Source organism: Marinomonas pollencensis, assembly GCF_003387375.1.
Lineage (GTDB): Bacteria > Pseudomonadota > Gammaproteobacteria > Pseudomonadales > Marinomonadaceae > Marinomonas > Marinomonas pollencensis.
On the sequence record NZ_QUNG01000002.1, the window covers coordinates 38,872 to 60,873 of the forward strand.

General features: G+C 45.7%; 20 protein-coding genes. 12 read left to right on the top strand and 8 right to left on the bottom strand.

The genetic code is table 11. The annotated features are described in order from the left end of the window. Positions 1 to 220 precede the first annotated feature (220 nt). From DFP81_RS03080 to DFP81_RS03095, 4 genes are all read left to right on the top strand, one after another. Positions 221 to 1,882, top strand: a complete 1,662-nt coding sequence (locus tag DFP81_RS03080) for a coiled-coil domain-containing protein (protein ID WP_115896313.1) — start codon at positions 221 to 223, stop codon at positions 1,880 to 1,882. A 136-nt stretch (positions 1,883 to 2,018) separates the two neighbouring features. After that, on the top strand, positions 2,019 to 5,759 hold the full coding sequence (gene metH, locus DFP81_RS03085) for a methionine synthase (protein ID WP_181903030.1): 3,741 nt from the start codon (positions 2,019 to 2,021) through the stop codon (positions 5,757 to 5,759). A gap of 85 nt (positions 5,760 to 5,844) precedes the next feature. Beyond that, positions 5,845 to 6,453 (top strand): cob(I)yrinic acid a,c-diamide adenosyltransferase, encoded by a 609-nt coding sequence (gene cobO / locus DFP81_RS03090; protein WP_115896314.1) that lies wholly within the window; start codon positions 5,845 to 5,847, stop codon positions 6,451 to 6,453. Between the two features lie 114 nt (positions 6,454 to 6,567). Continuing rightward, complete coding sequence (locus DFP81_RS03095; RefSeq protein WP_115896315.1) at positions 6,568 to 6,918, top strand: RidA family protein; 351 nt, start codon at positions 6,568 to 6,570, stop codon at positions 6,916 to 6,918. A 126-nt stretch (positions 6,919 to 7,044) separates the two neighbouring features. Here the strand turns inward: DFP81_RS03095 and DFP81_RS03100 are convergent, their stop codons facing one another. Continuing rightward, positions 7,045 to 7,548: a Crp/Fnr family transcriptional regulator gene (locus tag DFP81_RS03100; protein ID WP_115896316.1), complete on the bottom strand. Its 504-nt coding sequence runs from the start codon at positions 7,546 to 7,548 to the stop codon at positions 7,045 to 7,047. A gap of 338 nt (positions 7,549 to 7,886) precedes the next feature. Between DFP81_RS03100 and DFP81_RS03105 the strand changes: the two genes are divergently transcribed. Continuing rightward, entirely contained in the window at positions 7,887 to 9,473 is a 1,587-nt protein-coding gene (locus tag DFP81_RS03105; protein WP_115896317.1) for an ABC-F family ATPase, read from the top strand. Positions 9,474 to 9,590: 117 nt separating this feature from the next. On the opposite strand, the gene DFP81_RS03110 is transcribed toward DFP81_RS03105, so the two are convergent. The 4 genes from DFP81_RS03110 to DFP81_RS03125 all read right to left on the bottom strand — a co-directional run bounded on the left by DFP81_RS03110 (position 9,591) and on the right by DFP81_RS03125 (position 12,837). After that, positions 9,591 to 10,430 carry an MOSC domain-containing protein gene (locus DFP81_RS03110; protein WP_115896318.1) on the bottom strand — a complete coding sequence of 280 codons (840 nt, stop codon included), beginning with the start codon at positions 10,428 to 10,430 and terminating at the stop codon, positions 9,591 to 9,593. Between the two features lie 150 nt (positions 10,431 to 10,580). Next, complete coding sequence (locus DFP81_RS03115; RefSeq protein WP_115896319.1) at positions 10,581 to 11,747, bottom strand: type III PLP-dependent enzyme; 1,167 nt, start codon at positions 11,745 to 11,747, stop codon at positions 10,581 to 10,583. Between the two features lie 267 nt (positions 11,748 to 12,014). Then, on the bottom strand, positions 12,015 to 12,425 hold the full coding sequence (locus tag DFP81_RS03120) for a DUF6691 family protein (protein ID WP_115896320.1): 411 nt from the start codon (positions 12,423 to 12,425) through the stop codon (positions 12,015 to 12,017). 10 nt (positions 12,426 to 12,435) lie between these two features. After that, the gene (locus DFP81_RS03125) at positions 12,436 to 12,837 is read right to left on the bottom strand and encodes a YeeE/YedE family protein (protein ID WP_425453660.1); all 402 of its coding nucleotides are present in this window, start codon (positions 12,835 to 12,837) and stop codon (positions 12,436 to 12,438) included. Between the two features lie 202 nt (positions 12,838 to 13,039). Between DFP81_RS03125 and DFP81_RS03130 the strand changes: the two genes are divergently transcribed. Beyond that, positions 13,040 to 13,540, top strand: a complete 501-nt coding sequence (locus DFP81_RS03130) for a DUF6942 family protein (protein ID WP_115896322.1) — start codon at positions 13,040 to 13,042, stop codon at positions 13,538 to 13,540. Then, a complete protein-coding gene (locus tag DFP81_RS03135; RefSeq protein ID WP_115896323.1) occupies positions 13,525 to 13,968 on the top strand; it encodes a tellurite resistance TerB family protein in 444 nt (147 codons plus the stop codon). Before DFP81_RS03130 ends, DFP81_RS03135 begins: the two co-directional genes overlap by 16 nt. A gap of 73 nt (positions 13,969 to 14,041) precedes the next feature. Here the strand turns inward: DFP81_RS03135 and DFP81_RS03140 are convergent, their stop codons facing one another. Further along, positions 14,042 to 14,626: a superoxide dismutase gene (locus DFP81_RS03140; RefSeq protein WP_115896324.1), complete on the bottom strand. Its 585-nt coding sequence runs from the start codon at positions 14,624 to 14,626 to the stop codon at positions 14,042 to 14,044. A gap of 156 nt (positions 14,627 to 14,782) precedes the next feature. Here DFP81_RS03140 and DFP81_RS03145 point away from each other — a divergent pair, with 156 nt between their 5' ends. The 4 genes from DFP81_RS03145 to cysN all read left to right on the top strand — a co-directional run bounded on the left by DFP81_RS03145 (position 14,783) and on the right by cysN (position 19,891). Next, entirely contained in the window at positions 14,783 to 15,715 is a 933-nt protein-coding gene (locus DFP81_RS03145) for a hypothetical protein (protein ID WP_115896325.1), read from the top strand. Between the two features lie 117 nt (positions 15,716 to 15,832). Next, positions 15,833 to 17,179, top strand: a complete 1,347-nt coding sequence (gene trhP / locus DFP81_RS03150; RefSeq protein WP_115896326.1) for a prephenate-dependent tRNA uridine(34) hydroxylase TrhP — start codon at positions 15,833 to 15,835, stop codon at positions 17,177 to 17,179. Positions 17,180 to 17,341: 162 nt separating this feature from the next. Further along, positions 17,342 to 18,247 (top strand): sulfate adenylyltransferase subunit CysD, encoded by a 906-nt coding sequence (gene cysD / locus DFP81_RS03155; RefSeq protein WP_115896327.1) that lies wholly within the window; start codon positions 17,342 to 17,344, stop codon positions 18,245 to 18,247. A gap of 30 nt (positions 18,248 to 18,277) precedes the next feature. Then, positions 18,278 to 19,891 carry a sulfate adenylyltransferase subunit CysN gene (gene cysN / locus DFP81_RS03160; RefSeq protein WP_115896328.1) on the top strand — a complete coding sequence of 538 codons (1,614 nt, stop codon included), beginning with the start codon at positions 18,278 to 18,280 and terminating at the stop codon, positions 19,889 to 19,891. A gap of 106 nt (positions 19,892 to 19,997) precedes the next feature. Here the strand turns inward: cysN and DFP81_RS03165 are convergent, their stop codons facing one another. Then, positions 19,998 to 20,732, bottom strand: a complete 735-nt coding sequence (locus DFP81_RS03165; RefSeq protein ID WP_115896329.1) for a siderophore-interacting protein — start codon at positions 20,730 to 20,732, stop codon at positions 19,998 to 20,000. A gap of 23 nt (positions 20,733 to 20,755) precedes the next feature. Beyond that, entirely contained in the window at positions 20,756 to 21,178 is a 423-nt protein-coding gene (locus DFP81_RS03170; RefSeq protein WP_115896330.1) for a MarR family winged helix-turn-helix transcriptional regulator, read from the bottom strand. 181 nt (positions 21,179 to 21,359) lie between these two features. Between DFP81_RS03170 and DFP81_RS03175 the strand changes: the two genes are divergently transcribed. Beyond that, complete coding sequence (locus tag DFP81_RS03175) at positions 21,360 to 21,854, top strand: GreA/GreB family elongation factor (protein ID WP_115896331.1); 495 nt, start codon at positions 21,360 to 21,362, stop codon at positions 21,852 to 21,854. Positions 21,855 to 22,002: the final 148 nt, after the last annotated feature.

Genomic DNA, 22,002 nt, shown 5'->3' on the forward strand with positions numbered 1-22,002 from the left:
ATTTAGGCGATAGCCTCGTTTTTCTCAAAACCCAAGCCATGGCTTGGGTTTTTTTATGCTAACTGTTTTGTTGTCTCAGGCATGCGTTGTGACTGGGCGTAATAAGGTCTTTGCCTACAAAATAAAAACACTAACTTTACGGCTTTTTTGCATTCCGCCTTGAAATCTGGCATAAGTGATCTAACTTATTGTTGACCTTGGGTTTATTAAGGAGCGGATAATGACTAAGCGCATGACTATTTTAATTCCTGTTGCTTTAGGGTTAATGGCGTCAGCATGCACTACCACAACGACTTCTCAATCCCAGGATCAAGGCGTAATTGGAGGGGAGGCCATGACTGATACGCAGACCAATGTGTCTGCACAGCGTGCAGCGATTACCCAGCAAATGAGCCAGATGCGCGAAGAAATCAGCGCCCTTAAAAAAGCCTTGGTGAGTAACAATCAGCAATTATTAGAGCTGCATACAAAGCTTGATCAAAAAGACGCCAGTATCGCAACATTAGCCGCTTCTGAGTCTGATCCAGAAGCGCTCTTGGCGCTTACCAAAGAGCGCCGCTTGCGAGAAACTTTAGAGTCTCAGTATGCAGAGCTCAAGGTAGCAAATGACCATCTCGTTCATCAAATAAGCAAATGGCAAGCCTCCTTAGATGAGTTAGACAGTCAGCTGCTTTCTGATCTTTCAGTGGCGCCATCAGAGGCTAGCTTTCTGGCATTGAACAACAGCTTTCAGAGTTTAGATTCGGCACATTATGCCCTTAATCAATCCTATCAAGCGTTATTGAAAAAGCAGCATGATTGGCAAGATAAATACGCGCTATTAGCGAAAGAAAATCAAACTAACCAACAATCTTTATCCTTCCTTGAGCAAGAAAATAAGCGTTTGGCAGAGCAGATCGCCGCGGCGAGGTCACAAAATCAAATTTTGTGGAAAAAGGTACGTGCCCAGCGTGACACCATCGACGGTCTTCAAAAAGGCACCTTCGGTCAGGTGGATCAAGGCTATTTAGATGGCTTGAATACCGGGGAATTGCACACTGATATTATTAAATTAAGTGGTGTAATCGAAGCGCAAAAAACGTTAATCGCTGATTACCAAGATGAGATTAATAAGCAGCAAGCGGCGTTGCAGGCCGGTGCGGACAATGAGAATAAAATTCAAGCATTAGAAGTGAGTTTGGCCAAACTGCAGAAGATGAATATGTCCACCCAGCGCCAGCTAGCAAAAAGTCGCTCAGCATTGTTAGCCAGTCAACAACAGCAATCTGCCTTGGCGGATGCTTTGTCGCGCGTCAAAAGCCAACAAGTGGTGCTGCAAAAACAATTGGCAGATATCGAGGCGCGCGCCAAAAACAGTGAAAATCAACGTGCAACCTTAGAGTCTCAGGTAAATGATTTAATTCCTTTTCAAGCGGAAGTGAATGCACTGCAGTCACAAATCGATTCCGGTTTAACTGATGTGAGATGGCAAATTCCCAAAACAATGTCATTGCATAATAACTTTGAGATTTTAGTAACGGCAAAGGTTGATAACCCCGTGGCTGGGCAGACTTATGTGGCTGAGCTGGTGACTGACAGCGCCATTCAGATGGTCAGTGCAAGCGAAGCCGAGGCGGTGCTGCAAAATGGACAATTGCAGTGGCGTTGGCGTGTTAATGGCTTAAATGAACGCCCTAAAGCAAGGCTGAATTTGTTTATTTCTCAGCAAATGAACTACCAAGGACAGAGAATTATGCGTCAAGTTTACCGTGACAGCGACACTCTGGCGTTAACCAACGACGATTTGTTGGACAAATATGGCTATTGGGGTATGGCCATATTGGTAGGTTTGTTGGGCGGCTTCTTAGTCGGACGCATTAATCGTAAAGACAAAAACAGCTAATCTTTTTCTCCTCGGCAAGCCACCATAAGCTTGGTGGTTTACGCCATCCTTAGATCATTCAACTTCACATTACTATTTTTCAACTTCCATTGTCTGCTATTTCAGTATAGTGACTTGGCATATTTATATTGAGGTAATGACAGTGGTAAAGTCCAAATCGTATTCCATTATTGAACAGCGTTTAGCAGAAAATGTATTGATCCTTGATGGTGCGATGGGAACCATGATCCAATCTTATCAATTGGAAGAAGCGGATTATCGTGGCGAGCGCTTTAAAGAGTGGCAAAGCGATGTGAAAGGAAACAATGATTTACTGTCATTAACGCAACCTAAAATCATTAAAGATATTTATTCTGCGTATCTCTCGGCGGGCGCCGACATCATCGAAACCAACACCTTTAATGCCAACTCTATTTCCATGCTCGACTACCACATGGAGGCATTGAGCTATGAGTTGAACTTTGCGTCTGCGCGACTGGCGCGCGAAGCAGCGGATGAGTTTACGCAGCAAAACCCGAATAAACCACGCTTTGTTGCAGGGGCAGTGGGGCCGACCAGCCGTACTTGTACTATTTCTCCTGACGTTAATGACCCAGGGTTTCGTAATATTCATTTTGATGAATTGGTTGAAGCTTATTCGGTCGCAGTAGACGGTCTTATTAAGGGGGGTGTTGACCTTATCTTGATTGAAACCATCTTTGATACGTTAAATGCGAAAGCGGCAATATACGCCGTACTGGATTATTTTGAGCAAACTGGTGTGCGTTACCCGATTATGATCTCGGGCACTATTACCGATGCGTCAGGACGTACTTTATCCGGTCAAACCACAGAGGCATTTTGGAACTCTATTTCCCACGCTAAGCCGATTTCAGTTGGTTTAAACTGTGCTTTAGGGCCTAAGGATTTGCGTCAATACATAGATGAGTTATCAAGAATCGCCGATACCCACGTGTCCGCGCACCCCAATGCAGGCTTGCCGAATGCCTTTGGTGAATACGATGAAACCCCAGAAGAGATGCTTGAAGAAATAAAAGGTTGGGTTGATTCTGGCTTTCTTAACATCATCGGTGGTTGTTGTGGTACGGCGCCAGAGCATATTAAGGCCTTTGCTGAGGCATTTCAGAACAGTCAGCCGCGAGTTATTCCTGAGATTGAAAAAGCCTGCCGCTTGTCTGGGTTAGAGCCTTTTAATATTGATGGTGACAGCCTATTTGTAAACGTGGGCGAACGAACCAATGTCACAGGTTCGGCGATGTTTAAGCGCCTTATCAAGGAAGGGGATTTTGATACAGCGCTTGACGTTGCTCGTCAGCAGGTAGAAAACGGTGCGCAAATTATCGACATCAACATGGATGAAGGCATGTTGGACTCGCAAGCAGCTATGGAGCGCTTTCTAAAGCTGATTGCCTCTGAACCGGATATTTCTCGAGTGCCAATCATGTTGGACTCCTCTAAGTGGGAAATTCTTGAAGCGGGTCTAAAATGGATCCAAGGCAAGGGGGTTGTTAACTCCATCAGCATGAAGGAAGGCGAAGACAAGTTTCGAGAGCAAGCGCGTAAATTAATGAAATACGGTGCTGCGGTGATTGTGATGGCCTTTGATGAAACCGGCCAAGCGGACACTCGCCAGCGTAAAATTGAAATTTGTCGTCGATCCTACAAAATTTTGGTGGATGAAGTAGGCTTCCCGCCAGAAGACATCATCTTTGACCCGAATATTTTCGCCATTGCCACTGGCATAGAAGAGCACAACCGATACGCATTGGACTTTATTGAAGCCACTGGCGACATTACTCGTGAATTACCTTATGCGAAAGTGTCGGGCGGTGTGTCGAATGTGTCTTTCTCGTTTCGTGGTAATAACCCGGTGCGTGAAGCGATTCACGCTGTGTTTTTGTACCATGCAATTAAGCAAGGTATGACCATGGGGATTGTCAATGCAGGGCAATTAGCTCTGTATGAAGATATCCCTGTAAAACTGCGTGACGCGGTAGAAGACGCCGTGCTAAACCGCACGCCTGATGCGACGGACAATTTGTTGGCCATTGCTGGGGAATTTGCCGGCACCGGTGAAGTGGCAGAAAAAGAAACCCAAGAATGGCGTAGTTTGCCTGTGGCCGACCGCTTAAGTCATGCCTTGGTAAAAGGCATCACGGAATTTATTGACGAAGACACTGAAGAGGCTCGGTTGGCCTTCGCTCGACCGCTGGAAGTGATCGAAGGGCCATTGATGGATGGCATGGGCATTGTGGGGGACTTGTTTGGCTCTGGTAAGATGTTTTTGCCACAAGTGGTTAAATCGGCCCGAGTGATGAAAAAAGCGGTGGCGTATTTGATGCCTTATATTGAGGAAGAGAAAGCGCGTAATATGGACACTGCGTCCTCCAGTAATGGCAAAATAGTCATGGCTACGGTGAAAGGCGATGTGCATGACATAGGTAAAAATATTGTCGGTGTGGTACTGCAATGTAATAACTTTGAAGTCATCGATCTTGGTGTCATGGTGCCCGCTGAAAAAATTCTTCGCACGGCGAAAGAAGAAGGGGCGGACATGATTGGCTTGTCAGGTTTGATCACGCCATCATTGGATGAAATGGTCCATGTGGCGAAAGAAATGGAGCGTCAAGGGTTTGATTTACCTGTCATGATAGGTGGTGCCACCACATCGAAAGCGCATACCGCAGTGAAAATTGAGCAAAACTACAAACGCAATCAAGTGGTGCATGTGACCAATGCGTCACGTAGTGTGGGTGTCGCGAGTGCATTACTAAGTAAAGACATCGACCGCCGTCAGGCATTTGTAGATGATATTAAAATTGACTACGAGAAAACCCGTTTACGTTATAAAGACAGAGCTAAGGCGGGTCGTCGAGTGTCGCTTGATAAGGCGCGACAGAATAAAGCACCACTGGTGTTTGAGGGCAATGTAACGACACCGCGCAATTTGGGCGTGACAGTGCTCACCGAGCAAGATATTGATCTGGATGTGGTGAAAAACTACATTGATTGGACGCCGTTTTTCCAAACCTGGGAATTAGCCGGCGCTTACCCGCGCATCTTGACGGATGAAGTAGTTGGTGTGGAAGCCACACGTGTTTATCACGATGCCCTGGAAATGCTGGAAAAAGTCATCGCCACTAAGAGCTTGCAAGCTCGTGCCGTAGTGGGGTTATTTCCGGCTAATCAGGTCAATCATGATGATGTGGAGATTTACGCGGACGAGAGTCGCAGCGAAGTTATTGAGCGTCTGTCTTTCTTGCGCATTCAAAATGAACTGACCGCGCCTGGCAAGTACAATCATAGCTTAGCGGATTTCGTAGCACCAAAAGACAGTGGCGTGGCAGATTACATCGGTGCCTTTGCATGTGCGGCAGGCTTTGGTATTGATCCTTTGGTGGCTGCTTATGAAGTGGACCATGATGACTATAACTCGATTATGATTAAAGCGGTGGCGGATCGTCTTGCAGAAGCAACGGCTGAATACCTACACGAAAGAGTGCGCAAAGAGTTTTGGGGATATGCGGCTGAAGAGGCGTTAACCAATCAAGAGTTAATCAAAGAAAAATATCAAGGGATGCGTCCTGCGCCAGGTTACCCGGCGTGCCCAGATCACACGGAGAAAGCCAAGATCTGGTCCTTATTGGATGTGAAAGATAAAATTGATATGGAAATTACGGAAAGCTTCGCAATGCTACCGACCGCCGCGGTCAGTGGTTGGTATTTTGCTCATCCTGAGAGCAGTTACTTTGGGGTGGGTAAAATAGGCCCAGATCAAGTGGATGATTACGCAGCGCGTAAAGGTATGTCAAAAGACGATGCCGAGCGTTGGCTAGCACCAAACTTAGGTTATGATCCAGAAGACGATCGTATATAAACTAAGTGTGGTGTATCAAAACCTTATCTATGCTTAGGGGTAGATAAGGTTTTTTATTGTCTTGAACAAATTCTAGGAGAGTAGGGTGGCAAAAACGATTAAGGATCCAGAGCAGCATCAAAAGCGCATGCAAGCGATAAAAAAACATGTGGATAAGCGAATCGCGCAGGCTCAAGAGGATAAAGGCACCTTTGTATTACTGACCGGTAATGGTAAGGGGAAATCAAGTTCGGCGTTGGGTATGGTAGCCCGAGCGTTAGGCCATGGTATGAAAGTCGGCGTGGTTCAGTTTTTAAAAGGCGAATGGAATACCGGAGAAATTGACTTTTTTAAAGCTCAGCCAAATGTCCAATGGGAAATAATGCCGTCGGGTTTTACCTGGGAAACCCAAAACCGTGAAGCTGACATAGCTTCGTCAAATGAGGCGTGGCAACAGGCCGCTAGCATGTTAGCGGACCCAAGTTTTGATCTGGTTGTGTTGGACGAATTAACCTATTTATTACATTACGAATACCTTAATGAAGAGAAAGTGTTGGATGCGCTGATGCAGCGGCCTGATACGCAGCATTTAGTGGTGACTGGAAGAGGGGCTTCTGAGGCGTTGATTGAGCTGGCCGATACCGTTAGTGAAATAAAAGAAGTGAAACATGCCTTTAAAAGAGGCATAAAGGCTCAGAAAGGTCTGGAATTCTAGTATATAGGCATAGCAAATTTTGTTTTCATTGGTTTTTTTGGTGAGATTCTCTTTTTTATATTTGTTAATATGGTGCGCAATCATAGATTAAATCACCATTAGAGGAATGTGTTTATGTCAATTACACGTATGGAAACCGCTCAACGTATGAGCCGTATTGTTAAACATCAAGGTACTATTTACCTTTGTGGGCAAGTGGCTGCGGATGCCAATGCAGACATTACAGAGCAAACGGCGACTATGTTGGACAAAGTCGAAAAATTGCTAGAGCAAGCGGGCTCAGATAAAGAGCATATCTTGTCTGCTACGATTTACATTCGTGATATGAAAGACTTTGCGGCAATGAATGCGGTTTGGGATGCTTGGGTACCTGAAGGGCATGCACCAGCTCGGGCTTGTGTTGAAGCGCGCATGGCAAGAGCTGAGTTGCTGGTCGAAATTTCTGTTGTTGCTGCTGAAAAGTAGTAAAGACATTTGTTATATTGAAAAGCAAGCGCGCTGTCGCTTGCTTTTTTTTGCTGCCGAACATCACCTCGTAAGTACACATCTAGTCTTTCTTGATCGTGCTTAGGCTCGCTAACTGAAAGAGTATCAAGAGTCTTGTTCTAGCGTGCTTTCAGTCTCATGTGAGACTAATGCGTTACTAAGTTCTCGTATATTTCGCGCCATGTCTCTGGCGAGATTCATCAATAAAATACCAAAATCAAATGGGTATTGGTCGTGAAAGTCGCTAAATAGGGTGCTTGAGACCTCCAGTAGCAAGCTGTCTTCTTTGGCATAAGCGGTGCCTACTCTGTCATGTAATGCGATCATGGAGACAAAGCCAAGAGCCTCACCAAAGCCAATGTCTCTGGTATGAAGTGCTTTATGGTCATGTTGCTTAAAGAAGTCTAGGCTGCCATGGAGAACCGCATAAAAGCTTTCTCCTTTGTCGTTGTAATGGAAAACTTCGTCGCCTTGATGAGCTTCGTGGATGATGCCGTTATCTAGAAGGTATTGAATGGCATCAGGTGATAATGCGCCGAAAATAGAGCCTTCTTTAAGCTTCTTTGGCGAAATATCATAATCTGTTTCATTTGCTTGGACGGTATGCATCTGGTTCCCCCGCCGGTGTTAGTTACTTATATTATCGGTTACCGATAAAGATTCTTAAGCGGTTATCTTTACATATAGTGTGAAGCTTTTTGCCTATTAAAGAAAAGGCGTTTTTTGTGTTCTCTGGTTACGCTCAGCGTGTATTTGTAACCAAGCGTTCAAAAATAGCCAGTATTTTGTCTCTAAACCTATTGCTCGAAAACCCTTTGTTCGTTTTATTGTGCGCAATAATGATTTTGTGGCTTAAAGAGTGAGAGGGATTTGTGCGATAATACGCGCCATCAAGGGTGGCTTGGAGAAAGCGCCTAAATTTACTTCATGAATAGTGGAAGATTGCCTTGTTAATAACTGCCAATATCACCATGCAATTTGGTGCCAAACCTTTGTTTGAAAATGTTTCCGTTAAGTTTGCTGAAGGCAAGCGCTACGGCCTTATCGGTGCAAATGGATGTGGTAAATCCACTTTCATGAAAATCCTAGGTGGCGATCTAGAGCCAAGTTCAGGTAACGTATCCAAAGACCCGAACGAGCGCCTAGGTAAATTGAAGCAGGATCAATTTGCTTACGAAGAATATTCTGTGATCGACACTGTGATCATGGGGCACACAGAATTGTGGGCAGTAAAATCTGAAAAAGACGCGATTTACGCTAACCCAGAAATGACCGAAGAAGATGGTCTGCGTGCTGGTGATCTTGAAGCAGAATTTGCTGAAATGGACGGTTACACAGCAGACGCTCGTGCCGGAGAGTTGTTGCTAGGGGTGGGTATTCCTACTGAGCAGCATTACGGCTTGATGAGCGAAGTGGCTCCAGGTTTGAAATTGCGTGTATTGCTGGCGCAGGCCTTGTTTTCTGATCCAGAAATCTTGCTACTAGACGAGCCTACCAACAACTTGGATATCAACACTATTCGTTGGTTGGAAGGGGTTTTGGTTGAGCGTAACTGCACCATGATCATCATTTCCCATGACCGTCACTTCCTAAACTCTGTGTGTACTAACATGGCGGACTTGGATTACGGTGAATTGCGTCTGTTCTCTGGTAATTACGATGAGTACATGACGGCAGCGACACAAGCTCGTGAGCGTCTGTTGTCTGATAACGCGAAGAAAAAAGCGCAAATTAACGAACTTAAATCCTTCGTTAGTCGTTTCTCTGCCAACGCTTCCAAATCCAAGCAAGCGACTTCTCGTGCTAAGCAAATTGATAAAATTCAGTTGGAAGACGTTAAGCCGTCTAGTCGTCAAAACCCGTTTATTCGCTTTGAACAAGAGAAGAAATTGCACCGTATGGCGGTTCAAGTTGAAAAACTGGCTAAGTCTTACGATGAGCAATTGTTCAGCGGCTTGAATATGATGGTTGAAGTGGGTGAGCGCATTGCGGTTATTGGGCCAAACGGCATTGGTAAAACGACCCTATTGAAATGTTTGGTGGGTGACACAGAGCTGACCAGCGGTACAGTAAAATGGTCTGAAAATGCCAACATCGGTTATTACGCTCAGGACCATGCTCACGAGTTTGAAAAAGACGTTGATCTGGTTGAGTGGATGGGACAATGGGGGCAAGAAGGCGATGACGAGCAAGTTATTCGCGGCACCCTAGGACGTCTATTGTTCTCACAAAATGACATTAAAAAGTCCGTTAAAGTACTTTCTGGTGGTGAGCAAGGTCGTATGTTGTTCGGTAAGTTGATGCTGCAAAAGCCCAACGTATTGGTAATGGATGAGCCGACAAACCACATGGACATGGAATCTATCGAGTCATTGAACTTGGCGCTAGAAAACTACCCAGGTACCTTGATTTTCGTTTCCCATGACCGTGAGTTCGTATCTTCTTTGGCGACACGCATTGTGGAAGTTACCAGCGAAGGTGTTGTGGATTTCCACGGTACTTACGACGAGTATTTGGCGAAACAAGAAGTCTAATAACGATTTCTCGTTCGAAATTAAAAAGGGAAGCCGAATGGCTTCCCTTTTTTTGTGCTTATGGGGCAAGGTTACAGCTCCTGTTGTTAGACGAGGGTGGGACTTAAACTTGTGGTTTTAGACTCGTCTATCATCCAGTATTGGTGCTTCTTGGTAGCTTAAAATCTCAACCGAATCGCCTTGACTGATTGTGCCAGTGTTTTCGGCAATCAGATTGATGCCAAATAGCACGCCTTCTTTCTTAACTAGACGAAATTTCCCTAGGGTTTTCATCGGCTCGCCTTTCCTGCTGCGCTCGCCAGTATCAGGGTTAATTGTGGTAAAAATACAGCGTTCGCAAGGTTTAACATTTTCGAAGATAACCTCACCAATCTTGATCCGCTGCCAGCTGTCTTCGGCAAAAGGAAGGCCGCCGTCGACAACAATGTTGGGGCGAAACTGCGCCATTTGTATTGTTTCAGGGCAATGCTTGTTCAGCTCTGCTAGGGAAGCGCTGGTGGTCAGTAGAAACGGATAGCCATCGGCAAAGGCGACGGGTTTATCTGGGCGACGGCTGGTGGTGCGTGCTGATTGATCGCCAAAATACACCAATTTTACTTCTTCCTCTAGTATCTTGCTTAACCACTGGTCTGCGGCGCTGGAGCAGAGTTGGCCGCTGACAGGATTGTCCCAAATGATCACCTCTTGGTACTGTTTAGAAAAGGTTTTTGGATCCAGTTCTAAAGGAGAGGCTGCCTTAGGGTGGCTGAATTGCCAGCGTGCATCAGGCAATGGCGAGGCCGCGAGCAAGGTGAGTGTAGGGTGTTCTCTACCGGTTAAGAAGTCGCCGTTAGGTTTAATGATCATGTAGCGTCGATCGCCTAATAAACCATCTAAATGGACTTGGCTGGTGGGCAGAGAGATGCCTTTAATGGATTTTATTGGATATATGCGAAGCTCGCTAACAGAGTGGGACAAGATGTTCTCCTTATGAAAGACCCTATTCATTATCCTTAACTTACGAGTGTCTGCAAGCCTGTATCCAAGGGCTTTTCCATGGCTAGTTATAGCGCATAAAAAAAACCTCGCTCGGTGGCTGCCGGCGAGGTTTTCTAGTCTAGTCTTTGATTAAATAATATAAGACGCCAGAGGAGGGAAGCCGTTAAACTCAACCGCACTGTAAGTGGTCGTGTAGGCGCCTGTGGACAGCCAATACATGCGATCGCCAATGGCCAAGTTCAAAGGCAAGCCGTATTTGTAGTTTTCGTACAAAATGTCGGCACTGTCACAGGTTGGTCCGGCAATAATCACTTCTTCTAGCTCGCCTTTTTTATCCACATGGATAGGGTACTTGATCGCCTCATCCAAGGTTTCAATCAGGCCTGAGAATTTGCCTACGTCTGTGTAGATCCAACGGTTTAGCGCGGTGTTGGATTTGCGTGCGATTAATACAACCTCGCTCACTAATACGCCGGCGTTAGAAATCAAAGAGCGGCCAGGCTCAAGTATGATACGTGGTAAATCAGTGCCAAAATCTTCCTCTAAGAAACGTGAAATTTCCTCAGCGTAAGTGGACAGTTCGTTGGTGCGGGTGATGTAGTTGGCTGGAAAACCACCGCCCATGTTGATCATCTGAAGCTCAATATTGTCTTCTTCTTTTAGTCGCTCGAAGATCACTTTAACGCTAGCAATGGCGGCATCCCAAGCACCAATATCACGTTGCTGAGAGCCTACATGAAAAGAGATACCGTAAGGAATCAAGCCAAGCTCTTTTGCTAGCACCAATAAATCCATTGCCATATCAGGGCGACAGCCAAATTTACGCGACAACGGCCAGTCAGCCGTTTGTGTGCCTTCGGTTAAGATGCGCACGTAAACTCGAGAGCCTGGTGCCGCCTTAGCAATGTTGCGCAAATCCGCTTCGGAGTCAGTGGCGAACATGCGCACACCTTTCTCATAAAAGTAGCGTACGTCTTGTGCTTTTTTGATCGTGTTGCCATAGCTCACACGTTCAGGAGCGACATCACCAATAGCCAATAATTTGTCCAGCTCGTAGCGTGAGGCAACGTCAAAATTTGAGCCTCGATCGCGTAATAAGGTCAAAATTTCTGGTGCTGGATTGGCTTTGATGGCGTAAAAGATATCGGCTGCAGGAAAACCTGTGGTCAGTTCCGTATAGGCTTCATCAACGATCTCAGTATCAATCACAACAAAAGGGGTTTCTTTTGTTTCTGCGAAGGCTTTGAAGCGAGCAAAACGCTCTGGAGTATAGAAAGAATGGACGTCAATAGACATGGAATAAAGCTCCTTATTGGCTAAACATAAACCGGATTTAAGTAATGGAACGTCTTTACCTCCCCCCATCCTACTTATGGCTGTTACTTATCCGGCTTGAGAGCCTTAAGCGACTAGCGCAGCAGTTGAAGCGGTGCGGATTATGTTCAGCAAATGACGCGGGCGCAATTTAAAACCCTAGGGCGTTAGCGTCAAGTATTTTTTCTGTTTTTTACGCTGAAAAAACAGAAATTTAGGGCAACGCAATAGGTTGCCCTTAGGTGGTGATTATTTCTTGTTCTGAAATTGGTAAAGTGCGCTGCCAGCCACTAAGGCAAGCACAAAATAAATGCCTTCTTGCGGGTTGTTTATCACGGCGGTTAATCCAGGTCCTGGGCAATAGCCACTGAGTCCCCAGCCGATACCAAAGAGGGCGCTGCCAGTCAGCAGCTTGCGGTCGATCAGCCGAGTAGTAGGCAGCGACCAGGAGTCAGCAAGTAAAGGTACGCTTTGTTTTTTGCTGATTTTGTAGCCCAACATGCTCACCGAAACCGCAGCGGCCATGACGATGATCAGAGAAGGGTTCCAATGGCCAAAAATATCCAAAAAGCCAATCACCACCGCAGGGTTGGTCATTTCTGACAGGGCGAGACCAAAGCCAAACAGGAGGCCACAAACTAAAGTAATTAACATAAGCATGACGATTTCCTCAGTGGGTTAATAAGACCGTGATGATGGCGCAACTAATAAAAGTCGCGGTTGCCACTATCGAGCGTGGTGACAGGCGGGCTAATCCACATACCCCGTGACCGCTGGTGCAGCCGTTACCTAAGCGCGTGCCGTAGCCAACGAGTAAGCCTGAAAGAATCATTAGCCATGGGCTTCTTATCTCGGGGAAGGGGGTTGTCTGCTGGGTTAATATTCCATATGCGCTGCCACCAATGATGAGCCCAAGTAAAAAGATCAATGGTAGTCGTTTGTTTTTGTTGAACAGGCTTTGGGCGAGCATGCCGCTAATGCCAACAACTCGGCCTGATGTAATAAGGTAAATGGCCGCGGCAAGGCCGATCAGCAGTCCGCCCAGTAAGGGGTTATATAAGTGGTTCATCATGGGCTCCATGGGGGTCTATAAAAGTGTCAATCTAATATACATTAGAATATTCTAATATTATATCCTGTTAGAGGCTTGATTGGCTAACATCTGCCTTGTTATTACATACTCTTGACCAAAGTCACCTGTATATCCTAAGTCTGGTAGAATGCTTCTATTACACTGATAAACGAGTATGGGTGAACAGAAAGTGGTGACTAGAATGACGCATCTTGACGCGTCCGGTATATCCATGAGCAAGATGCTAGAGCGGGCTGAGTATGTGTTTGTGTTACCAAACCAGCCGATTGCACCAGAGGAAGGCGCTGTGCAAAGGCAGGGTTACGTAGCGGCCTTGATTGAAGCCAATGGCAATCATTGGCGAAAAATCATGACCATTATGGCAAAGCTCACCGCAGTAGAGTTAACACATTGGCGTCAATGGCGTGATGAAATGCTCAACACCAAGGTGGCGGTGGTGTTTTCGAGCGACGCAATAGCATCGCTTAGTGCTCGAGTATTTTTTGTTGGCAATGGGTTTCGTGAGCAAGTGCCAGTGCCTGCAGAGGCGAATGTCTTAGGTGAGCGCCATAGAGCGTTTATGGCAGGTCGTCGTATTTGGTGTCCCTATTTGGATTACCGTCAATTTCCTAATGTATTGATCGATGAGCTTCGTTTGTCGATGCATAATCAGAATATGGAGAGTGCATGTTTCATGTCCTAAAGAGTTTGTTTCAAGTGTCGGCAGAACCTGAAGAGCAAATAAGTTATCAAAGAGCGGTCGCGTCGTTAATGATGGAAGTTGTGATGGCAGACGACACGATTGATGACAGCGAAGTACAGCAAGTAAAGCGTTTTTTACGGGAAGTAACCGACCTTGGTAGCAGTGTCGAAGAGCTTTATGAAGAGGCCAAAGCTGGCATTGCTGATGCCAATGACTTTTATCAATTTACCAAAGTCATTAATGAGTCTGCGAGTATCGAGCAAAAAATTGAGTTGATTAAGGGTTTATGGCGAGTGGCGTTTGCTGATGGCGTGATTGACGCTTATGAAGATCATCGGATTCGTCGTATTAGTGAGTTGCTGTTTGTTGCGCACTCTGAGTTTATTCAAGCTAAATTGGCGGTTAAGGCTGAATTGGAAGGCGACTAGTCTTAATGTGCATTTAATAGGCAATAAAAAACGCGGACTAAGCCGCGTTTTTTTGACTGCAGTGTCGAGTAGCTTAAGCTGCGAAGTTTGCTGCTGCAAATTCCCAGTTAGCCAATGCCCAGAAACCTTTAAGGTAGTCAGGACGTACATTGCGGTAGTCAATGTAGTAAGCGTGTTCCCACAAATCAACAGTGATAATAGCCGTTAGGCCATCTGTCATTGGTGTGCCAGCGTTGCTTGTGTTGACGATGTCTAGAGAACCGTCAGCAGTTTTAACCAACCAAGTCCAGCTAGAACCGAAGTTGTTAACCGCTTTGTCATTGAACGCTTCTTGGAACTGAGCGAAAGAGCCCCATTTTGCGTTGATGGCATCAGCAAGTGCGCCAGTTGGCTCACCGCCACCATTTGGACTTAGGCTGTTCCAGAAGAAAGTGTGGTTCCAGATTTGCGCTGCGTTATTGAAAACACCGCCCGCTGGCGCGGAAGTGATGATCTCTTCAAGAGATTTGTTTTCGTATTCAGTACCAGGAACCAAGCCATTAAGTTTTACTACGTACGTGTTGTGGTGCTTGCCGTAGTGATACTCAAGTGTCTCTACAGACATATGTGGCTCTAGTGCATCTTTAGCATAAGGAAGAGCGGGTAATTCAAAAGCCATTTCAATTCTCCTTGCTTTATATTAACGAAAAATGCTTGTTATCAAGCAGTTAATGGTGCTTATATAGTACCATTGAACTTTCGAATATAATATTCATTAAGTTTGTATGGTTATTAATTCCATAATTTTTATTGATAGCGAAGACGAAAGATTTCTATGCCTAGAGACGAAAACGTTGAAATTCCAAGCCTAACGCTAGACCAAGATGAGGTCAGTGAGAGAAGGGCGACCGCCAGTACACCAAAACGCCGATTAAATCCGCCACCTACTCGGGCCGCCGTTCCTCCAGCAGGGGCAACCGCCTACAAAAAACCGAGTTTGGTGGGAGTGTACATTTTACTTATTCTTATCCTTGCCGCAGCCAGTGGTGCTGGTTATTGGTTGTGGCAGCAAAACATGCAGTTGCGTGCCGAGTTGTCGAGTGCAAAAGGTCAAATTGAAAACCTCGACCACCAATTTTTGGCCGCCGATGTTTCTGCAAATAAGCAGGGTGAGACGGTTGAGCAAACCTTAAAAAACCATGACAGTGAAATTCGTAAGTTATGGGGCGTTGCTTATGATACTAATCGCAAAACCTTGGCCGCACACACAGATGCCATTGCTGCGATGCAGAAAAAGCTTTCTATTATGAACGAAGCGGTGTCGACGCAAAGCCAACGAGTGGCGATTCAAAGCGATGCTTTTAACGAATTAGAAGCCAATTATAACAAGTTGATTGTTTCGGTAGCGGAATTGGACAAAGCCGTTAAGCCAATAAGCCGGGATTGGTCGTCTGTTTCGACCAAATTGAACGGCTTAGAAAAGCAAGTGGCTGCGCAAAAAGGTCAGGGCGAAGCGCAAGCGTTAAGCCTAGATCAAGCGTCACAAGACATCGACTCACTGGAGAAAAAACTCGACACATTGGCTAATAAGCCTAATGCGGCGAGTGCAGAAGAATTGGCTGAAATAAAACGCACCTTAGCCACGCAACAGGATGCGATTAACGCCATTGATGCATTCCGCTCACAAATGAACGCTCAAGTGTTGCGTTTAAATAAACAAATTAACCAGCTCTTACTTCAGCAACAGTTGAGTTCAGGGGCAAATTAGTTTGATGTAAATCATGGAAAGGCCGACTTGCTCGGCCTTTTTTGTGCCTGTAAATAGCGTCACAGAAGAGTTTGGGTAGAATGCGGCAATTCTTTTTCATCAAAAGTTAGTGCTGTTATGACCGAATTACTTTCCCCTGCTGGTACCCTGAAAAATATGCGTTACGCGTTTGCCTATGGGTCCGATGCTGTTTATGCAGGGCAACCCCGTTATAGTTTACGAGTGCGCAATAATGACTTCGATATGAAGAACTTGGCCGTTGGTATCGAAGAAGCGCACAAACAAGGTAAACGCTTCTATGTGGCCAGCAATATCGCGCCGCACAATGCGAAAATAAAAACCTACCTGAACGACATTGAGCCGGTTGTTGAAATGGGGCCTGATGCGTTAATAATGTCCGACCCTGGCATGATGATGTTGGTCAAAGAGAAGTTTCCCCATATGCCAATCCATTTGTCGGTACAAGCCAATGCCGTGAACTGGGCAACGGTGAAATTTTGGCGTGATTATGGTTTGAGTCGAGTGATTTTGTCGCGTGAACTGTCGCTTGAAGAAATCGGCGAGATCCGCACCATGGTGCCCGATATGGAAATTGAAACCTTTGTGCATGGCTCCTTGTGTATTGCCTATTCAGGACGCTGTTTGTTGTCTGGGTATTTTAATCGTCGTGACCCGAACCAAGGCTCTTGTACCAATTCTTGTCGTTGGCAATACGATGTAAAAGCCGCCAAAGAAGACCTCAGTGGCGACATAGTACCCGCGGATGATAGTCACTTAGGAGCACAGATTTTTGAACCGAAAGAGCACACAACCTTAGGTCTTGGTACACCCTTTGATGACGTGGTGCTACTGCGAGAGCAGGGGCGTGAAGGGGAGTTTTTGCCCGCCTTTGAAGACGAGCATGGTACCTACATTATGAACAGCCGTGACCTACGGGCGATTCAGCATGTAGAAAAATTGATCGAAATGGGAGTGCATTCATTAAAGATTGAAGGGCGTACAAAATCACACTTTTATGCCGCTCGCACCGCCCAGCTTTATCGCCAAGCCATTGACGATGCAACCTATGGCAAAGCGTTTGATATGGGGTTGATGGATAAATTAGAAGGGCTAGCGCATCGGGGTTACACCGAAGGCTTTTACCGCCGTCATGTACACGATAAATATCAGAATTATCAACATGGAAAATCCATCTCTACACAGCAGCAATTTGTTGGCGAAATGTCGGATTGGCATAACGGCTGGTTAACCATCGATGTGAAAAATCGTTTTAAGGTAGGAGACAGCTTAGAGCTAATGACGCCAGCGGGCAGTCAGGTGATCGAGCTAACAGACATGGAGAATAACAAGGGCGTGCGAGTGGATGTGGCGCCGGGTTCTGGGTACGTGGTGCGCATTCCTATGCCGGTAAGACCTGAGGGTGTTGATTATGGTTTGGTGATGAGAAACTTGCCAAACCCTTAGCCTGTCTGGGTTTTCTGGTGTGTTGGTTTTCTATAAAGGCTCAGCTTATGAGCCTTTTTTAATATCCATATATCAACATCGTCTAGTTGTAATGGTTTTTATAACGTAAAGGCATGTTATAGTGAAAAAAATGCTCAAGCCTTACAACAGAGATGGGAAATTATGACAGAGGCAAGACTGACTCACCTAAAACAGCTAGAAGCTGAAAGCATTCACATTATTCGTGAAGTTGCTGCTGAATTTGACAATCCAGTAATGCTTTATTCCATTGGTAAAGATTCAGCAGTGATGCTGCACCTTGCCATGAAAGCATTCTATCCTGGTAAACCACCGTTTCCATTGATGCACGTGGACACAGGTTGGAAATTTAAAGAAATGATCTCTTTCCGTGATGAATTGGTTGCCAAATTAGGGCTAGAACTGATTGTTCATCAAAACCAAGAAGGGATTGATCAAGGCATTGGACCATTTACTCACGGTAGTGCGACGCACACCGACGTAATGAAGACCCAAGGTCTAAAACAAGCGTTAGATAAATACGGTTTTGATGCGGCCTTTGGTGGCGCTCGTCGTGACGAAGAGAAATCCCGTGCCAAAGAGCGCGTCTACTCCTTCCGTGATAAGCAACACCGTTGGGACCCAAAAAACCAGCGTCCAGAGTTATGGAATATCTATAACGGTAAAGTAAATAAAGGCGAAAGCATTCGTGTTTTCCCATTATCTAACTGGACGGAGCTGGATATCTGGCAATACATCTATTTGGAAAGTATTCCAATTGTTCCACTTTACTTCTCTGCTAAACGTCCTGTTGTTGAGCGTGATGGCACCTTGATCATGGTTGATGATGAGCGTATGCCGTTAAATGGCGAAACGCCTGAAATGAAGTCTGTTCGTTTCCGTACGCTTGGCTGTTACCCGCTGACCGGTGCGGTGGAATCTGAAGCAGACACATTGCCTGAAATCATCCAGGAAATGTTGCTCACCACCAGTTCAGAGCGCCAAGGCAGAATGATCGACCATGACTCCGCTGGGTCAATGGAAGAGAAAAAGAAACAGGGCTACTTCTAAGTTTGAAGTAAAGAAAGTTTGGAGTAACGAATGTCTCACCAGTCAGAATTGATCAGCCAAGACATACTTGGCTATTTGAAACAACATGAAGAAAAAGATCTACTGCGTTTGCTTACTTGTGGCAACGTAGACGATGGCAAAAGCACCCTTATTGGTCGTTTGCTGCATGATTCTAAATTGATTTATGAAGATCATTTAGAAGCGGTAAAACGTGACAGTAAAAAATCTGGTACTCAAGGCGAAGGCGTAGATTTGGCGCTTTTGGTTGATGGCCTGCAAGCGGAGCGCGAGCAGGGTATTACCATCGATGTGGCGTACCGTTATTTCTCTACTGAGAAGCGCAAATTTATCATTGCGGACACACCAGGGCACGAGCAATACACACGTAACATGGCAACCGGCGCGTCCACTTGTGACCTGGCGATTATCTTGATCGATGCCCGTTACGGAGTGCAAACACAAACTCGCCGTCATTCTTATATTGCTGCGTTATTGGGCATTAAGCACGTTGTTGTGGCGATAAACAAAATGGATTTGGTGGATTTCTCTGAAGAGAAATACAATGAAATTCAAGCGGATTACTTGGCCTTTGTAGAGCAACTTGGCGATCGTAAACCTGCGGATATCCACTTTGTGCCTATGTCTGCGTTGCAAGGTGATAACGTAGTTAACGCCTCTGAGAACACACCTTGGTACCAAGGTAAGCCGTTGATGGCGATCTTGGAAACCGTGCAGATCAATCGCGACGTAAAACGCGATTCTTTCCGCTTGCCAGTGCAGTATGTGAACCGTCCAAACTTGGATTTCCGTGGTTTTTCTGGAACCATAGCTGCAGGTGTGGTTAAGCCAGGTGATGAGGTCGTTGCTTTGCCTTCAGGCAAAAAATCGAAAGTCGCCGAGATCGTAACTTACGATGGCAACCTTGAGTCTGCGAAAGCGGGTCAAGCGGTGACCATTACTCTAGAAGATGAGATTGATATCAGTCGTGGTGACATGTTGGCACACCTAGACCAAGAGCCATTGATTTCTTCTGCGTTACGAGCATCTGTTGTGTGGATGGCCGATCAGCCATTGGTGCCGGGTAAGTTGTATGACTTTAAATTGGGCACACAAACAGTACCGGGTAAAGTGCATCACTTTAATCACCGTATTGATGTAAACACCTTAGAAACCAGCGAAATTTCAGCTCTTGAGCTAAATGGCATTGGCGATTGTGTGATTCAATTTGACGCGCCAGTCGCGTTTGATGAATACACTAACAGTCGTTTCACCGGCGCTCTGATTGTTATTGACCGTCTAACTAACGTAACGGTTGGTGCTGGTATGGTCGAGCAAGCCATTGCTGACCTAGATGAAGACAAGATTGTGAGTGCGGAAGACCGTGCTGCTCGTCTTGGCCAGAAGCCTGCGGTTATTGCTTTGACTGCTGATGCGTTAGCGCAAGCCGAATCCATTGAGCGACTATTACTTCGTCAAGGAGTGGTGGCATTAGCGAAAGCCGATGCGAGCGCAGCGGAAGCCGCTTTGATTCGTGAAACGGGTGTGACTTTATTGGTGTCTGACACTAATATCGCCGACATCGAAATCGCTGAAAGCAAAGTAGACGATGTGATCGATTTGATTGTTGAGCAAGTGCGCTTGTAATTGATCAGCAACTGCTGAAACAAAAAAACCAGCTTCATTATGAAGCTGGTTTTTTTTGGTTTAGGGTTAACCTTAGTGCGCGCAAACCACTGACAGTCGTAGCTTGTTATACGGTTTCTGCATCGGCGCGTTTTACTGCCTTGTGCTGGTCTTCGTTGCTGCCTTGTTTCCAGTAGCTTGAGATATAAAGTTTGTCTTTAGGGACTTTCTTCTCTTCTTTGAAGAAGCGGCGTAGTGCCTTCATGCTGCCAAATTCACAAGCAGCCCATACAGAAACATCATCAGACAACCAGTTAAGCGCTTGAACTTCTTTCAGCAAGGCTTGATCGTCGCTGCCTGGGTGAGAGTTAATGACCCACTTAAGTTCGATGCCGGCAGGGTGGTTAAGAGGTTGGATATCGTCTTCAGACACCACTTCTATTACCGCATACCCTTTGGCGCTGGCAGGCAAGGTTTCAAGATTGACGCTGATCGCAGGCAGAGCGGTCATGTCGCCGATCAATAGTTGCCATTCGGCAGACTCCTCGATCATTTTTTTAGGCCCTGGGCCGCCGACTAAAATGCGATCGCCAGGCTTGGCATTTTTTGCCCATGAAGAGGCTGGGCCAGAGTCTTCGTGTAGCATAAAGTCAATGTCGATGGCATCTGCACGTTGTTTGCGAATCGTGTAAGTGCGCATTAGGCGGCCGCTGTCGCTTGGGAAAATAAGTTTTACGTAGCCGCTTTCTTGATCTTCGGGCATGGTACTTATGTTTTCGCCGCCTAGGGTGACTCTAAGCATGTGTGGCGTCACTAATGTGCTGCTAATGACAACGAGCTCTCTTGGCTGTGGTCTACTCATAAGTTTCTCCTGAATATAATGTATTATGCGCATAAATTTTTAGTCATGATTTCTACGTAATGTTTGAAATCATGTATCTGCTGTTCGGTCAGCCCATTGGTCATTTTTAACGAAGTCTCACCATCAAGTGTTGTGATGGTGTCTATGGCTTGTTTGCCTTGCTCCGTCAGGACTAACAGCTGACTTCTATGATTGTCCGGGTTAGGGTGTTTTTCTATGTGCCCTTTAGTCTGCAGTTCTTTTATAATCCGAGCGATTTGTGATTTATCCAGATTCATTTTCTTGGAAATGATCTGAGCGCTGCAATTAGGAATCCTCTGAATGCATTTTAATGCTCGTATATGGCCAACATGAAGGCTCAAATTTGATTCGGTGATAGCGTTTTTTATCTCCGATTTATAGCAATGTATGAGTCTATGCAGTGATTCATCAAGGTTTAATGACATAATCTACCCTCTCATTTGAGAACGATTATCAGTCTATATTTCTCAGTTGATAATGTCAATTGAGGTTTGGCTGCGCGTCACGGCTTCCTTGTAACTTGCTTATTCATTGCAACAAGAGGGCGGGGCAAAACAAGAGCGGCAAGTGGGGGTAGGGTGAGAAAACAAAATAAAGTAGCAATTTATGAATAAAATATCTGTCTATGAGCTCATTGTGAGTGCCCTTAAAAAACGTTTTGAAACAGCGCAATGGGCGGCGCGGCAAGCCTATGACGCGGCTACCAGCGAGGAAAGTGTGGCAGAGAACAAGTACGACACCTTTGGTTTAGAGGCGTCTTACCTTGCCCACGGACAATCGCAACGAGTGCTCGAATGTGAAAATGATTATCTCCACTTTTCAAACCACAAGGCGCTGCTTTTTACTCCACAGGATGAAATAAAGCTGGGGGCTTTGGTCGGGCTGCAAACGCAGGACTGTTCGGTGTCAGGATTGAAGTGGTTTTACCTTTCTGCCTGTGCTGGTGGCCTAAGTATTGATATTGAGGGTGAGGGAAGTGTCTTTTTGGTGACCCCGTCGAGCCCAGTTGGCTTGACTTTAATGGGAAAAATGGAAGGAGATGATGTGGGGTTAAAGCAATCGGGCAAAGAAACTGTTTACGAAATAGTCAGTGTGTTATGAAGATGGGTCTGTTATAGACAAATTTCTCTCTTGCTCTAGAGAGTATGACTAGGTTCGCATATAATGCTTTGCCTTAAAATATTTTGGCTTTTTGTTTTCCGCCTTATATAGAAAAGATTTTGTGTTTTCTGGTTTAACAAAAAGCGAA